General features: G+C 38.9%; 11 protein-coding genes. 3 read left to right on the top strand and 8 right to left on the bottom strand.

Going from position 1 to position 15,025, the window contains the following annotated elements; translation table 11 throughout:
• Positions 1-64: 64 nt before the first annotated feature.
• Positions 65-1,846 (bottom strand): AMP-dependent synthetase/ligase, encoded by a 1,782-nt coding sequence (locus tag C7S20_RS16255; protein ID WP_107013462.1) that lies wholly within the window; start codon positions 1,844-1,846, stop codon positions 65-67.
• Between the two features lie 246 nt (positions 1,847-2,092).
• Here C7S20_RS16255 and C7S20_RS16250 point away from each other — a divergent pair, with 246 nt between their 5' ends.
• Positions 2,093-2,680: a DUF4136 domain-containing protein gene (locus C7S20_RS16250; RefSeq protein WP_159039962.1), complete on the top strand. Its 588-nt coding sequence runs from the start codon at positions 2,093-2,095 to the stop codon at positions 2,678-2,680.
• 62 nt (positions 2,681-2,742) lie between these two features.
• Here C7S20_RS16250 and purL read toward each other — a convergent pair whose 3' ends face one another.
• A complete protein-coding gene (purL, locus tag C7S20_RS16245; RefSeq protein WP_107013460.1) occupies positions 2,743-6,405 on the bottom strand; it encodes a phosphoribosylformylglycinamidine synthase in 3,663 nt (1,220 codons plus the stop codon).
• Between the two features lie 130 nt (positions 6,406-6,535).
• On the opposite strand from purL, the gene C7S20_RS16240 reads away from it, so the two are divergent.
• Positions 6,536-7,105, top strand: a complete 570-nt coding sequence (locus C7S20_RS16240) for a DUF4377 domain-containing protein (protein ID WP_227009036.1) — start codon at positions 6,536-6,538, stop codon at positions 7,103-7,105.
• Between the two features lie 8 nt (positions 7,106-7,113).
• On the opposite strand, the gene C7S20_RS16235 is transcribed toward C7S20_RS16240, so the two are convergent.
• The gene (locus tag C7S20_RS16235) at positions 7,114-8,325 is read right to left on the bottom strand and encodes an RsmB/NOP family class I SAM-dependent RNA methyltransferase (RefSeq protein ID WP_107013459.1); all 1,212 of its coding nucleotides are present in this window, start codon (positions 8,323-8,325) and stop codon (positions 7,114-7,116) included.
• 72 nt (positions 8,326-8,397) lie between these two features.
• Here C7S20_RS16235 and C7S20_RS16230 point away from each other — a divergent pair, with 72 nt between their 5' ends.
• Positions 8,398-9,462: a WD40/YVTN/BNR-like repeat-containing protein gene (locus C7S20_RS16230; protein WP_107013458.1), complete on the top strand. Its 1,065-nt coding sequence runs from the start codon at positions 8,398-8,400 to the stop codon at positions 9,460-9,462.
• A gap of 83 nt (positions 9,463-9,545) precedes the next feature.
• On the opposite strand, the gene C7S20_RS16225 is transcribed toward C7S20_RS16230, so the two are convergent.
• From C7S20_RS16225 to C7S20_RS16205, 5 genes are all read right to left on the bottom strand, one after another.
• The gene (locus C7S20_RS16225; RefSeq protein WP_107013457.1) at positions 9,546-10,004 is read right to left on the bottom strand and encodes an isoprenoid biosynthesis enzyme family protein; all 459 of its coding nucleotides are present in this window, start codon (positions 10,002-10,004) and stop codon (positions 9,546-9,548) included.
• A gap of 2 nt (positions 10,005-10,006) precedes the next feature.
• Positions 10,007-10,540, bottom strand: coding sequence for a hypothetical protein (locus tag C7S20_RS16220; RefSeq protein ID WP_107013456.1), 534 nt, complete (start codon positions 10,538-10,540; stop codon positions 10,007-10,009).
• A gap of 32 nt (positions 10,541-10,572) precedes the next feature.
• Positions 10,573-11,118, bottom strand: a complete 546-nt coding sequence (locus tag C7S20_RS16215) for an RNA polymerase sigma factor (RefSeq protein WP_107013455.1) — start codon at positions 11,116-11,118, stop codon at positions 10,573-10,575.
• Positions 11,119-11,445: 327 nt separating this feature from the next.
• The gene (locus tag C7S20_RS16210; RefSeq protein WP_107013454.1) at positions 11,446-13,269 is read right to left on the bottom strand and encodes an ABC transporter ATP-binding protein; all 1,824 of its coding nucleotides are present in this window, start codon (positions 13,267-13,269) and stop codon (positions 11,446-11,448) included.
• A gap of 11 nt (positions 13,270-13,280) precedes the next feature.
• Entirely contained in the window at positions 13,281-15,011 is a 1,731-nt protein-coding gene (locus C7S20_RS16205) for a phospho-sugar mutase (protein WP_107013453.1), read from the bottom strand.
• Between the last annotated feature and the right edge of the window lie 14 nt (positions 15,012-15,025).

The raw sequence follows: 15,025 nt of genomic DNA, 5'->3' as shown, positions 1-15,025 counted from the left end.
AGTATTAAAAATAAAAAACTCCCCTTAAAAAGAGGAGCTTATTTTCTATTATATTTTATTGTAATTAGTTACGGCCGTAGAGTTGTTCATAGAGTAGATGGTAACGATCTTTTATGTTTCGGCGTTTGAGTTTCATTGTAGGTGTTAAATGGTCGTCTTCGATGCTCCATACTTCAGGAGTTAGTTCGAAGGTTTTTACTCTTTCCCACTTTCCAAATTTCTCGTTGTAAAAATCAAGTTCTTCCTGGATTCTTTGTCGAACCAGTTTATTGGTCGCGATGGCTTTCATGCTGCCATCACCAAGATCGATATTCTTTCTCCTGGCCCAATCTTTAATAAATTCAAAGTTAGGCTGAATAAGGGCAGCCGGCATTTTTTCACCATCCCCAACCACCATGATCTGCTCGATAAAGCGGGATTGTTTCATGGTATTTTCAAGGATCTGCGGTGCCACATATTTTCCGCCGGAAGTCTTGAACATTTCCTTTTTACGGTCGGTGATCCTGAGAAATCCCTGGTTATCCAATTCACCTATATCTCCGGTATGAAAGTAACCCTGTTCATCTATAACCTGCCGGGTTTTCTCTTCATCCTTGTAATAACCTTTCATTAAATTCGGACCTTTTGTCAATATTTCCCCGTCTTCAGCTATTTTCACTTCAACATTTTCAAGTACTTTTCCTACTGTTCCAATTTTAAAACCGTGATTTCTTTCATCATTCACGGCTATGACTGGAGAGGTTTCGGTTAAACCATAGCCTTCCATTACCGGAATATTAGCAGCGGCAAATATTCTTGCCAGCCTTGGTTGTAAAGCTGCGCTTCCAGAGACAATAAGCTCGATATTCCCACCCAGGCCCTGCTGCCATTTTGAAAAAATGAGTTTTCTGGCAATTTTCAGGCGGAATTCATACCACCAGCCATTCGCCTCGTAGGGCTCGTAAATTTCTCCCAGGGAAAGAGCCCAGAAAAAAAGTTTTTTCTTTATTCCGGAAAGAGCAGAACCTTTCGCCACAATTTTTTCATACACTTTTTCCAGTAACCTTGGAACTGCGGTGATCACATTAGGCTTCACCTCATTAAGATTATCGCTTATCTTTTCAATCGATTCCGCGAAATAAACCGAAACCGAATAATACTGATACAGGTAAAGTATCATTCTCTCAAAGATGTGGCATACCGGCAAAAAGCTCAGGGCTACATAAGATCCTGTTTCAAAAGGAACACGGGAAGCGCTTCCCAGCACATTGCTCACAATGTTCTCATGAGAAAGCATAACTCCTTTAGGTTTCCCGGTTGTTCCCGAAGTATAAATAAGGGTAGCGAGATCTTCGCTCCTAACGCTTTTCTTTAATTTTTCAACCTCGTCCTGATTGCTTTTATCTTCACCACTTGTCAGGATCTCCTTCCAGTTTTTACAATTTTTGATCTCATTGAAGCTGAAAATTTCCTTCAACTGGGTATTTTCCTTGATTTTATTGACCTTTTCAAGCACTTCTTTATCTGAAACAAAACAATAGATCGCACCGCTGTGATTTAATACATATTCATATTCGTCTTCCGCGATGGTTGGATAAACGGGAACATTTTGAGCGCCAATTTGCAGAATGCCAATATCCATAATATTCCATTCCGTTCGGTTGGTAGAGGAGATCACAGCTATTTTATCATTAGGTTTTACTCCCAGCCTAAGAAGACCGCGACTCACAGCATTTGCCTGGTCGATATATTGTTGAGTGGAAATAGATTTCCATTCATTTCCGTATTTCGTGACAAGAGCTTTTTCCAAAGGAAAATTTTCAAGCTGATAATATGGAAAATCGAATAGTCTTTTTATTTCAGTCATGAATAATTCCGGATTTTACCGATATGCATTGCAAAATAGCAATTTAAGAATTCAATTAAATCCATTTTAATAAAAAAAGTTGGATTTAGTATTAATTCTTCAAAGAAGAATTCCTTGTTTTTCAGTTGCTTTAAAATTTAATTAAAAATTTATAAATAGGGTTAAATTGATTTTAAAGCCTTCAAAACATTGATAAATAGGTTTTTAGATTTTTAAATTTATATGGAATCAAAAAAACGTAATGCTATGAAGACTTTGAAAATTACTTTAATAATAATGATTGTGATTACATTTTTTGGATGTGGGCCCAGAGTTACAACTAAAAATCCTGCTAACACAAATCTTGAAAATTATGAAACCTTTGCTTTTTTACCCAATACGAATGCTAAGGTTGAAAATAAGGCATATAGCAAGGAAGATGTAAATTCGATGGTTATAAATGCTATTAGTGAAAATTTAAAAGAGGAAGGATATCGCCTTGATCGTAGTAAACCGGATCTTTTGGTACTGGTAAGCACCAAAACTGATGCTGAACTGGCTACCGATACCGATGCTATTTATGCCACTTATCCTTACACTACAGGCATTTCTACCGTAGCTCCATATTATGATCCTTATTATTATTATGGATATGCCGATTATTCTAATATAATTGGTTATAACTATGATGTTTATAATTATAAGCAGGGAACCCTCGTAATTAGGCTTGTTGACCGACAGACTAAAGAAACAGTCTGGAAAGGTGTTGCAAAAGATGCTATTTATAATGAAACCACCAAACGTGGAATCACTAAAATGGTGGATGATATTTTTGAAGAATTCCCTAAAAAATAATCCTAAAGAAATCATAAAAAAATGCGGGTTTTTAGCCCGCATTTTTTATTTATTGAAGTTAATTATTTGTTTTCCAGCCATTTCCGAGCGTTTTCAAAGGCTTCCAGCCATGGAGAAACTTCATCATTCCTGTTCTTTGGGTAATAAGCCCAGTTCCAGGGGAATGTTGAGCGCTCAAGGTGAGGCATCATAACAAGATGTCTTCCTGTATCATCTGTTAAAATAGCTGTATTGAAATGGGAACCATTGGGATTGGCAGGATATCCTTCATAGCCATATTTACCCACGATCTTATATTTTTCCTCTTCATAAGGAAAACTGAATTTACCTTCACCATGGGCCGCCCAGATTCCCAGTTTTGAACCTTCCAGCGAAGAAAGCATCACCGAGTTGTTTTTTTGAATTTCAACCGAAGTAAAGTTACATTCAAATTTATGCGATTCGTTATGCAGCATTTTCGGTTTTTGTTCATGATCGGGATTGATAAGTCCGAGTTCAATAAAGAGCTGACAACCGTTACAAACACCCAGCGATAAAGTATCTTTTCTGGCAAAGAAATCATCCAGGGCTTTTTTGGCTTTTTCATTATATAAAAATGCTCCGGCCCATCCTTTAGCGCTACCAAGCACATCTGAATTCGAGAATCCGCCTACTGCAGCAATAAACCGGATGTCTTCCAGAGTTTCGCGGCCTGAAATCAGGTCGGTCATATGTACGTCTTTTACATCGAAACCGGCGAGATGCATGGCTCTGGCCATTTCTCGTTCGCTATTCGATCCTTTTTCCCTAATAATTGCAGCTTTTATGCGGGTTTTGGAGGAGTCGATTTTTGGAAGTTTTCCTGTGAAATTTTCAGGAAATTTGAATTCCAGCGGTTGTTCCTTATAATTATGAAAACGCTCGGTAGCCTTATCTTTTCCGCTTTGTTTCTGATCAAGGAGAAAAGAGGTTTTATACCAGGTATCTCGAAGTTCGGGAATATTGAATTCATGAACTTCTGAATTGTTTTTAATTTTCAGGATTTTTCCTTCGGTAACTTTTCCTATTTTAAAATATTCGACCTGTTGTTCTTTCAGGAATTTTTCAGCTGAATCATTTTTAGCCTGGAAAACTATACCACAGTTCTCATTGAACAATAGCTTAACAGAGTCTTTTTCATCTAATTTGGAAAGATCATATTCCGCAGAAAGATTCGTATCGGCAAAGCACATTTCTAATAACGTAGTGATGAGACCGCCTGAAGCCACATCATGCCCGGCCAGGATCATATCTTTCCTGATCATTTCCTGAACAGTATTGAACGCATTGACAAATTTTTTGTCATCTTGAATCGTAGGAACTTCTTTTCCAATTTTATTCAAAACCTGCGCAAAAGAAGAGCCTCCCAATTTAAATTTATCCTGGGATAAATTGATGTAAAAAATATCGCCGCCATTTTTTTGCAAAACTGGTTCAACTGTTTTACTGATGTCATCGCAATGTCCGGCCGCTGAAATTATCACGGTCCCGGGAGAGATCACTTCACCGTCTTTATAACGTTGTTTCATGGAAAGGGAATCTTTCCCTGTAGGCACATTTATACCCAGGGAAATAGCAAATTCTGAAACAGCTTCCACGGCTTCATATAAACGCGCATCTTCGCCTTCATTATTACAGGGCCACATCCAGTTTGCAGAAAGGGAAGCAGATTTCAGTCCTTTTTCCAGGGGCGCCCAAACGATATTCGAAAGCGCTTCGGCAATGGAATTTCTGGAACCTGCCACCGGATCTACTAAAGCCGAAACAGGGGAGTGGCCAATTGAAGTTGCAACTCCAGAATTGCCTTTATAATCGAGAGCCATTACCCCCACATTGTTTAAAGGCAGCTGCAAAGGTCCGGCAGCCTGCTGTTTGGCAACACGACCTGAAACACAGCGGTCAACCTTATTGGTAAGCCAGTCTTTGCAGGCCACAGCTTCCAGCTGAAGCAATTGTTGAAGATACTCCTGAATCTTATCTGAAGAATAGCTTAAATCTTCATAATTTCTCTGAACAGTTCTGTCATTCATCACCGTTTTTGGAGAACTGCCAAACATATCTCCAAGTTCCAGATCCATTGGTTTTTTATGCGATTTGCTGCCTTCGAAGGTGAATCGGTGATCGCCGGTTACATCACCAACTTCATACATTGGGGATCTTTCGCGTTCTGCCACGCGTTTTAGTTTTGCTATCTCGGCTTCTCCTATCACAAGGCCCATGCGTTCCTGAGATTCGTTACCAATGATCTCTTTGGCAGAAAGTGTAGGATCACCCACAGGTAAGGCGTCAAGGTCTATTTTCCCGCCGGTTTCCTCTACTAGTTCACTGAGGCAGTTCAAATGTCCGCCTGCGCCGTGATCGTGAATGGAAACTACTGGATTTTCCTCACTCTCTACCATCCCTCGGATAGCGTTGGCGGCCCTTTTCTGCATTTCCGGATTGGACCGCTGAATGGCATTTAGTTCAATCCCGCTGCTGAATTTACCAGTATCGGCTGAAGAAACCGCAGCTCCTCCCATACCAATTCGGTAGTTTTCACCCCCCAGGATCACGATCTTATCTCCTTTTTTAGGAGTGTCTTTTTTCGCCTGATCGGCTTTGCCGTAACCAACTCCACCGGCAAGCATAATTACTTTATCGTATCCAAGCCTTCGCTCTTCTTCGGCATGTTCAAATGTGAAGACCGAACCGGCGATCAAAGGCTGCCCGAATTTATTTCCAAAATCGGAGGCTCCATTAGATGCCTTAATCAGAATATCCATAGGCGTTTGGTAGAGCCAGTCGCGTTCTTTCATTGCCTGCTCCCATTTCCTGTCTTTCTCAAGACGTGAATAAGAGGTCATATATACCGCCGTTCCGGCTAAAGGCAAAGAACCTTTTCCACCTGCCAGACGGTCGCGTATCTCTCCGCCACTACCGGTAGCCGCCCCGTTAAAAGGCTCTACAGTGGTTGGAAAATTATGGGTTTCGGCTTTAAGGGAGATCACTGAATCAAATTCGGTATTCTGATAATAATCAGGTACATCAGCCGATTTAGGTGCAAACTGTTCCAGTTTTGGCCCTTTTACAAAGGCCACATTATCGCGATAGGCCGAAACAATGTCATTCGGATTCACTTCAGAAGTCTTCCTGATCATTTTGAAGAGTGAAACAGGTTTCTCCTTACCATCAATAATAAAGGTTCCGTTGAAGATCTTGTGGCGGCAATGTTCTGAATTCACCTGCGAAAAACCAAAAACCTCAGAATCGGTGAGTTTTCTGCCTAATTTTTTGGAAAGGGAATCGAGATATTTAACCTCCTCGTCATTGAGGGCCAAACCTTCCTGAAGGTTATATTCGGTTATATTATCAATTTCCTTTATAGGTTCCGGGTTGATATGAATATCAAAAATATCCTGATCCAGTTTCTTGTATTTTTGAGAAAGCATGGGGTCATAATCTTCGAAATGCTCATCCACCCGCATAAATTCTTCAATGCGAATAATTCCGTGGATTCCCATATTTTGGGTGATCTCCACCGCATTGGTACTCCAGGGAGTGATCATGGCTGCACGCGGACCAACAAAAAAATCTGCCAGGGCAGATTTAAATATTTGTTGGGTATTTCCGAAAAGCCAGTTGAGTTTAGAAATTTCCTGAGCCGAAAGTTCTGAGTGGGTTTCCACCGCATAAACCTTCGTAAGTTGGTTTCCGAAGAAAAGGATCATCTAAGTGTTGTTTGGTTTATTTTAAAAGCACAAATTTAGGATTTTTTTATCGGTTGAAGTAAAAATTTTAATAAAGTAAAAATGTATCGGAAGTAGTTATTTCGTATCTTTTTAGAAGTAAAAATCCAATATGTTTTTATTCCAATTAAATATTTCCTCCATAGCAGGAATGTTACTGCTGTTCTTGGCTCAAACCTGTGCTGTAGGCGACATTGAGGGTTCGGGGGCAACAGAAATGATGCGTATAAATCATTATAAACAAACTGCTTTTGCCGAAAGCCCAGTTTTGGTTATGCTTGTTCAGAAAGGGAATGAAACAGGTGGGGAGGACTGGAAATATTTTTATGATGAAATAGAAGGATTTGACTATCAGCCAGGATACATATATGAGCTCCAGGTTCGAAAAAAGAAAGTTAACAATCCGCCTCAGGATGCGAGTTCTATAAAATATATACTGGTAAAGGTTATTTCTAAAAACGCTGTAGAAACTGATGAAGAATTTGATATTAACCTAAAATGGAACGGGACCAATTTCGTTATTGCAGAGGGCGACAATCGCTATTCTCTGCTTAATGAATATGATATCAATTGCCAAGATCTCTGCGATGAAATGACTGCTGATCTTGAAAATGATGAGGAAGTTATCGGCACATTTTTACATGATGCCGATAATTCGCTAAAACTGGTTGCTGTTAAATAAATGTGCCTTTACTTTTTTTCTAAAAGTGCCATATAAAATCCATCATACCCGCTATCGCTTGAAAGAATTTTTTCATCTTTAACCAGACGAAAATCTTTGCCATCTTCTGAATTTAAAAAGAATTCAACCTGTTTCTGGTTTTCCGATGGAAGAATGGAACAGGTAGCATAGACCATTTTCCCTCCTCTTTTCAACATTTTTGAATATTGCTGAAGAATTTCCTGCTGGGTCTGTCGAATATTGTCTAAAAATTCGGGCTGAAGTTTCCATTTGGCATCGGGATTTCTGCTGAGCACACCTAAACCGCTGCAGGGAGCATCGATCAATACGCGATCAGCCGAATTATACAATTTCTTGATGACCTTATTGTTTTCGATACTTCGGGTTTCAATATTATGAGCGCCCGCGCGTTTGGCGCGGCGTTTCAGTTCTTTTAATTTGTTGCCGTAAATATCAAGGGCGATGATTTGGCCCTTGTTTTCCATTAATGCAGCAAGATGAAGGGATTTTCCGCCTGCACCGGCGCAGGCATCAACAACCCGCATTCCGGGTTCCACTCCAGTGAATTCTGCAACCCTTTGAGAACTCGCATCCTGAACTTCAAATAAACCATCCTGGAAAGCTTTTGTTTTGAAAATATTTGCACGCTCTTTTAAAACAAGTGCATCAGGATAGTTTTTCAGGTTTTGGGTTTCAATTTCTTCTTTTTTAAGAATTTCAGATAATTGTTCAGGAGAGATTTTCAACCTGTTAGCCCTGATCACCACAGGAGCAAGTTCGTTTAAAGCATGAATTTCTTTTGTCCAGGTTTTCTCGCCCAGTTCTTTTTCACCAAGCAGGTCTAACCAATCAGGAATAGATTCCCTGAATTTCCTGATTTTACTAAGCTCATCAAATCTTCCTTTGATGCGCCTTTCGGGGGTGCCGGCAAATTGTGGCCAATCTGGTAGTTTTATTCCTCTAAGAACTGCCCAAACCGTAAACATCCGGAAAAGATCTTCGCGTTTAAAGGGAGCTTTTACATCGGCAATTTCGGCATAAAGTCTTTTCCATCTTACAATATCATAGGTTGTTTCGGCAATAAAACTGCGATCCCTTGCACCCCATCTTTTATCTCTTTTGAGGGTTTTTTCAATCACCTTATCGGCATAATTTCCTTCGTTGAAAATTTCCGAAAGAGCATCTACAGTAGCAAAAACGAGGTTACGGTGTAATCGCATAAAATAATTTTAGGGCAGCAAAGTTACGTTTTTTTGAAGGTGATTCCTTTATATTTGAAGTAAATTCAACGTATGAAAAAATTAATCTACCTTCTGGTTTTTATTGTTTTTGCCTGCAAGAATTCTTCGGAAGAAAAAGAAGTAACCAAAGAACAATCCGAGCGAAATTCATTTAAAAAGGTAGAAGTTCAAACAATCTTAGAAACAGATTCTCTAAGCATACGTGCTATTGAGATCATAGGTAATAACCTTGTTTTTGCGGCAAACCATGGCACCTACGGCTTATATAACTCACAAAGGGATACGGTAAAAACAAGCACTCAAACATTCCAGGACTCATTACCCGAATTTCGTGCGGTGGCAAGTACGGGAACAGATTTTTTCATGTTGAGTGCCGGAAATCCGGCCCTGCTTTATAAAACGGGCGACAATGGGCAGATGCAACTGGTTTATAAAGAAGTGGGAGAAAAGGTATTTTATGATGCCATGGCTTTTTGGAATAATAAGGAAGGAATTGCCATGGGAGATCCCACCGATGACTGTATTTCTATTATTATAACTCGAAATGGAGGTAATAGCTGGCAAAAATTAGACTGCTCCCAATTGCCTGAAGCGGCAGAAGGGGAGGCTGCTTTCGCAGCGAGCAATTCGAATATTGCCATTCAGGGGGATGAAACCTGGATACTCACCGGAGGGAAAAAATCAAGAGTCCTCTATTCGCCAGATAAAGGTAAAAACTGGAAGTTATTTGAAACGCCGCTTATCCAGGGTGAAGCCACTACCGGAGGTTATAGCATGGATTTCTACGATGAGAATCGCGGAATTATCATAGGCGGTGATTATACAAATCCAGAGGCAAATGAAGCAAATAAGGCTATGACAAGTGATGGCGGAAAAACCTGGAAACTGGTTGCAAAAGGGCAGGAGCCGGGATACAAAAGCAGTGTTAGATATGTGCCAGATTCTGATGCTAAAGAAATCGTAGCCGTTGGTTTTTCAGGAATCGATTATTCTCACGATGGCGGAGTGACCTGGAAAAAACTTTCAGATGAAGGTTTTTACACCATCAGGTTTTTAAATGATTCCACAGCCTATGCAGCAGGCAGGGGAAGAATGGCAAAATTAAATTTTCATTAAAAGAAAATAACCCGACAAATTCAAATTTGCCGGGCTATCAACTAATTACTAACTAACCAAAAAACTAAAACATGAATAGCAAACTACTCACTGCTGTTGTTATTTTTACCGCCTTTTTTTGAGCGGTATTCTTTAAAAAGTTTACGATGAAACTCATCTTCAAGTTTATATATTTTCAGAATTTCCTTAGCCGACATAAATTCCCTAAGGTCTTTGAATAGCTGCTTTTTAATTCGATATTCTTCATTTTCTACGGAAAGGAATTCTGATAAATACTCATTTGCCTGATTTTCATTGAGACACTCCACATTAATATCGGCATGTTCCCGTTTGAAAAGTTCACCCCGTTCCTTTTCATACTTATTATAAATGGGCCAGAATTTTTCAGCAACTTTATCGCTAAAATTCATTTCCTGGGTAAAAAAGGCAACTTTAAGAGCCTTTATTCTTTCCCAGTGGGCTTCCCGGTCGGGATCCTCCTGAGCAAAAGAAAGATTGGTAAGACCAACGAAAACCGAAATAAAAAGAATTACTTTTTTCATAATTATTGAATTATATCAGATGGATCATCAACATTTTCTTCAAGATAATCAATTACAGCATCAGAACTGACATTTTCAAAATCTGAATCATCCACTAATTTTCCATTTTCAAGAAAATAATTCGAAAATTCAGAAGCATCCATCTCTATATAGCCCATTTCATAACCTTCCACGATATAATCTTCTATGGTTGCGATTTCAAGATCGTCCCAGGTTATTTGATTTGTGGCAGAATTTCTGTCAAATGGGGAAAACCACATAAGAACAAAGATCGCTGCTACAGCGGCCGCGTAGTACAAATTCTCCTTTTTGAAAAGCGAAATAAGCCTGCCTTTGGAATTTTGCCTGGCTAAAATACGGTCTTCGAGATTTTCAAAATATCCATCAGGAGCTTTGAAGCCCGAATTCACTGAAGGTAATTCCGCAGAATTTTCCTCAGTAATTCTCAGCATAAGCTTGTCTTCAAGTTCCTCGAAATAATTATCTGGAACTTTAAAGCCTGATTTTTGCGGATATTTAGATTTATTAGTACTCATTTGGTTATTGGACAATAAATTTTCCTGATGGTTTAATTTGATTTTAAAAATTCTTCAATTTTTTTTGCTGCTATATGATAAGAGGCTTTTAAAGCTCCTTCACTGGTATTCAATATCTCAGCCATTTCCCGGTATTTTAATTCTTCAAAATATTTCATATTGAAAACCTGTTGTTGCTTATCGGGAAGTGTGGCAATGGCACGCTGTAATTTTAACTGAATTTCCTCTCCTTCAAAATACACATCACTTTCCAGGTTATCTAATATTTGATTTTGAAGTTCTTCGGAAGAGATCTTCTGGCGCCTGGCTTTTTTATTCAGAAAGGTAATAGACTCGTTGGTGGCAATACGATACATCCAACTGTAGAGCTTACTGTCTCCTTTAAATTGTTTGATATTCCTGAAAATTTTCAAAAAAGTATTTTGAAGAATATCATCGGTATCATCATGATCTTTTACAATATTCCTGATATGCCAGTACATGCGTTCCTTATATAATTCTATAAGTTCCCGGAACGCTTCCTGGCAGGTAGCATCGTCCTGCAGGCGACTTACAAAAAGATCTTCGGGATTCTTCACAATTAAAGACGGTGTATTAGGGAAGTAAAGTTATGGGAAAACTTAAAATACAGAAAACAAAGCTTTATAAAATAAAAAAGAAGTAAATTCCTACAAACATGATTATTTAGGCCGATTAAAAGCAAATAAATATGGTATAAAGCATTTTTTTCTTGTTTTATTGGAAATTTCCTTTATCTTTACGGTAATAATATGATTTGATCTTTTTTTGCCCCAAAAAAATTGAAAGAATCACTTTATTTCCACCAGCCCCAAAGTGGAAATAATTGAGATAAAAATGGATGATATAAACCTACTATCATCCATTTTTTATTTTATATAAGTGAGTTAATCGAACGATTGCATTTCCACCAGCTTTCGGTAAGTCCCGTTCCGGGCGATAAGTTCCTGGTGTTTTCCCTGTTCCACGATCTCGCCACGCTGCATCACCACAATATTATCGGCATTCTGTATAGTAGATAAACGATGTGCTATGACTACCGAAGTTCGATTTTTCATCATATTTTCCAGTGCCTTTTGTACCAGCTTTTCACTTTCGGTGTCCAGGGCAGAAGTAGCTTCATCAAGGATCATGATTGGCGGATTTTTCAAAACAGCACGGGCAATAGATATGCGCTGTTTTTGGCCGCCACTCAATTTATTACCGCTATCGCCAATGTTCGTTTCAAGTTGTTGAGGTAAGTCTTTAACAAATTCCCAGGCATTGGCAATTTTTAAGGCTTCGATAATTTCCTCATCGCTCGCCTCATCTTTTCCCAGTCCAACATTATTGCGAATAGTGTCATTGAAAAGAATAGAATCCTGAGTTACCAGTCCCATTAAATTACGTAGGGAAGCTTTTTTTATTTTGCGAATATCGAGGTCATCAATTTTAATACTTCCGCTATCAATATCATAAAACCGGGTTATTAAATTTGCAATGGTCGATTTCCCGGAACCCGACTGCCCAACCAGAGCAAGGGTTTTCCCTTTGGGGATTTTTACACTGAAATTCTTTAATACCTTCTCTTTTTCATAGCTGAAATCAATATTCTCAATACTGATCTCTTTATCGAAATTATTTTTTTCAACCGCATCAGGCGCGTCGGTTAAATTGGAAGGAGTTTCCAAGATATGAAGAATCCGCTCAGCGGCGGCATTTCCTTTTTTTACACTATAGGAAGCCTTTGAAATTTGTTTTGCCGGAGTTAGAATATTATAAGCCAGGCCAAGGAAGGTAATAAAGGTCGCAGCTCCGAGAGAATTTTCCACAAGCACCATATTCCCGCCGTACCAAAGTATGATAACAATTACAAAAATACCCAGGAACTCACTAGTTGGAGAAGCCAGGTTTTGCCGGTGAAGCAAAGAATTAAGAATATTATGTAATCTTTGGGTGGATTGCTGAAATCGCATATAGAATTTCCCTTCGGCATTAAATCCTTTAACGATTTTAAGGCTGGAAAGGGTTTCTTCCACAAGGCTTAAAAAATGACCATTTTCAACCTGTGCGAGGTTAGATTGTTTTTTCAGTTGTTTTCCTATTAAAGAAATCAGAAAACCGGAAATTGGCAGGAAAACAAGTACAAAAAGCGTAAGCTTCGTGCTCATCCAAAGCATTGCGATCAAGGTAAATATTATGGTGAGCGGTTCCCTAACCATTAATTCAAGAATTGAAAGGAAAGAAGTTTGTACTTCATTCACGTCAGCAGTGATCCTTGAAATGGTATCTCCTTTTCTTTTTTCTGAAAAATAAGAAATAGGCAATTCCATGATCTTTTTATACATGGCATCCCTTAAGTCTCTCAAAACTCCATTCTGAAGGTATACCAAAAAGAAAGAAGATAGATAACCGAACAGGTTTTTCAGAAAAAACAGAAGCACTACAAGTCCGCAAATAAAAATTAATGCGGAAAGTTCATTTTCATTTACCCTTTGAGTAACATAAAAATTGAAATAGTCAACGGCAAAATCTTTTACGTGTGCAATTCCGTCCCAGACCGGTTTTTCATTTACTCTTTCGGTTTTATCAAAAAGGACTTTTATTACGGGAATTAAAGCGATAAAAGACAAGGTGCTAAAAATCGCGTAAAGAATATTACAAATAATATTTAGTATCGCGTAAATCCTGTACGGTTTCGCGAACTGGAGTATTTTTCGAAAATAGGTCATTTAAATTTCTCTTAGCCCAGATTGAGCTCTTTCCTGATGCGGCTGATCTTTTTAGCTAATTCCTGATCTTTTTTATCATAATTCTCTACCGAATCGAGGCTTGTGTTCACGCTGATATAAAATTTGATCTTAGGCTCGGTTCCACTGGGCCTGGCAGCGATTTTTGTACCTCCTTCAGTATAATAAATAAGAACATTGGATTTTGGAATATCTATATCACTTTCGGAATTATCCCTTAAATTTTTCGATTTTGAAGATTTGTAATCTTCCACACGAATTACTTTTTCCCCGTCAACTTCGCTCCATGGGTTCTCCCTTAGATCGATAAGCATTTGTTTGATCTCCTTTTCACCTTCAATTCCTTTTTTCACAAGGGAAATAAGTTCCTCTTTGTAAAGTCCGTATTTTGTATAGAGTTCGAGAAGTTTGTTGTAAAGGGAATTTCCTTCAGCTTTCATCGAGGCAGCGATTTCGCAGGCGAGAAGGGTAGAGGTTACCGCGTCTTTGTCCCTTACAAAATCACCAACCATATAGCCGAAGCTTTCTTCGCCACCACCAATGAAATCAAGTGCCGGGTGATCTTTAATAAGTTTGGCGATCCATTTAAATCCGGTTAGCACCTCCATATATTTTACGCCATAATCTTCCACGAGTTTTTGAAGCATGGGAGTGGATACTATGGTGGATGCCATAAATTCTTTCCCTTTGATTTTTCCCTGTTTTTTCCATTGTTCCAGTAGGAACCAGGTCATAATTAGCATGGTCTGGTTTCCATTCAATAAAACCATTTCTCCCTTGTTATTGCGCACAGCTACCCCAAGACGGTCACAATCAGGATCGGTGCCGATCACGATATCTGCCTTTTTCTTTTCGGCGAGTTCCAGCGCCATTTTTAGAGCAGCTGGTTCTTCGGGATTCGGTGATTTTACCGTGGGGAAATTACCATTTGGCTCTTTTTGCTCTTCGACCAGATTTACATTGGTAAAACCGGCTTTTTCCAACACTTCCGGCACCATGGTGATCGAAGTTCCGTGGAGCGAAGTAAAAACGATTTTTATATTTTTCCGGGCTTCAGCAGAAGTATCAAAACTGCCGTTTTTCACAGAAGCTTCGGCAAATGCTATATCAACTTCAGTATCTATTTTTTGGATCAATTCAGAATTTGCGTTAAAATTAATCGCTTCGTATTCTAAATTGTTAATTGTTTCAACCAGTTCTTCATCCTGAGGCGGAACGAGCTGGCCTCCATCTTCCCAATAAACTTTGTAACCGTTATATTCTGGCGGATTATGGCTGGCGGTAAGAACAATTCCACACTGACAGTGGAGTTTCCTCACCGCGAAAGAAAGTTCGGGAGTTGGCCTTAATTCTGAAAAAAGAAAAACTTTTATACCATTCGCTGAAAAAACATCGGCAACCACTTTGGCCAGAGATTGGCTGTTATTTCGGCAATCGTAGGCGATAGCTACTTTAAGATCTTTACCGGGAAAAGATTTTTTCAGATAATCTGATAATCCCTGGGTGTTCTTACCAAGCGTATATTTATTGATGCGGTTTGTGCCAACGCCCATAACTCCACGCATACCACCGGTACCAAATTCGGCATTTTTATAAAAACTTTCTTCCAGTTCTTTTGGATCTTCTTCGATAAGTCTGTTGACTTCTTTTTTAGTATCAGCATCAAAGGCATCGGTGAGCCATCTTTTGGCTTTTTGAAGAATTTCTGGTTTAACTGTCGCCATATTTTTTCTTTTTT

Origin of the sequence: Christiangramia fulva, from assembly GCF_003024155.1 — a bacterium.
Lineage (GTDB): Bacteria > Bacteroidota > Bacteroidia > Flavobacteriales > Flavobacteriaceae > Christiangramia > Christiangramia fulva.
Note: the sequence above shows the minus strand (reverse complement) of the source record. Positions and strands in the feature narration are given on the sequence as shown.

Bases quoted from the DNA above. Each gene is read 5' to 3' on its own strand.
- C7S20_RS16255 (WP_107013462.1), bottom strand. From the start codon at position 1,846: ATGACTGAAATAAAAAGACTATTCGATTTTCCATATTATCAGCTTGAA.
- C7S20_RS16250 (WP_159039962.1), top strand. From the start codon at position 2,093: ATGAAGACTTTGAAAATTACTTTAATAATAATGATTGTGATTACATTT.
- purL (WP_107013460.1), bottom strand. From the start codon at position 6,405: ATGATCCTTTTCTTCGGAAACCAACTTACGAAGGTTTATGCGGTGGAA.
- C7S20_RS16240 (WP_227009036.1), top strand. From the start codon at position 6,536: ATGTTTTTATTCCAATTAAATATTTCCTCCATAGCAGGAATGTTACTG.
- C7S20_RS16235 (WP_107013459.1), bottom strand. From the start codon at position 8,325: ATGCGATTACACCGTAACCTCGTTTTTGCTACTGTAGATGCTCTTTCG.
- C7S20_RS16230 (WP_107013458.1), top strand. From the start codon at position 8,398: ATGAAAAAATTAATCTACCTTCTGGTTTTTATTGTTTTTGCCTGCAAG.
- C7S20_RS16225 (WP_107013457.1), bottom strand. From the start codon at position 10,004: ATGAAAAAAGTAATTCTTTTTATTTCGGTTTTCGTTGGTCTTACCAAT.
- C7S20_RS16220 (WP_107013456.1), bottom strand. From the start codon at position 10,540: ATGAGTACTAATAAATCTAAATATCCGCAAAAATCAGGCTTTAAAGTT.
- C7S20_RS16210 (WP_107013454.1), bottom strand. From the start codon at position 13,269: ATGACCTATTTTCGAAAAATACTCCAGTTCGCGAAACCGTACAGGATT.
- C7S20_RS16205 (WP_107013453.1), bottom strand. From the start codon at position 15,011: ATGGCGACAGTTAAACCAGAAATTCTTCAAAAAGCCAAAAGATGGCTC.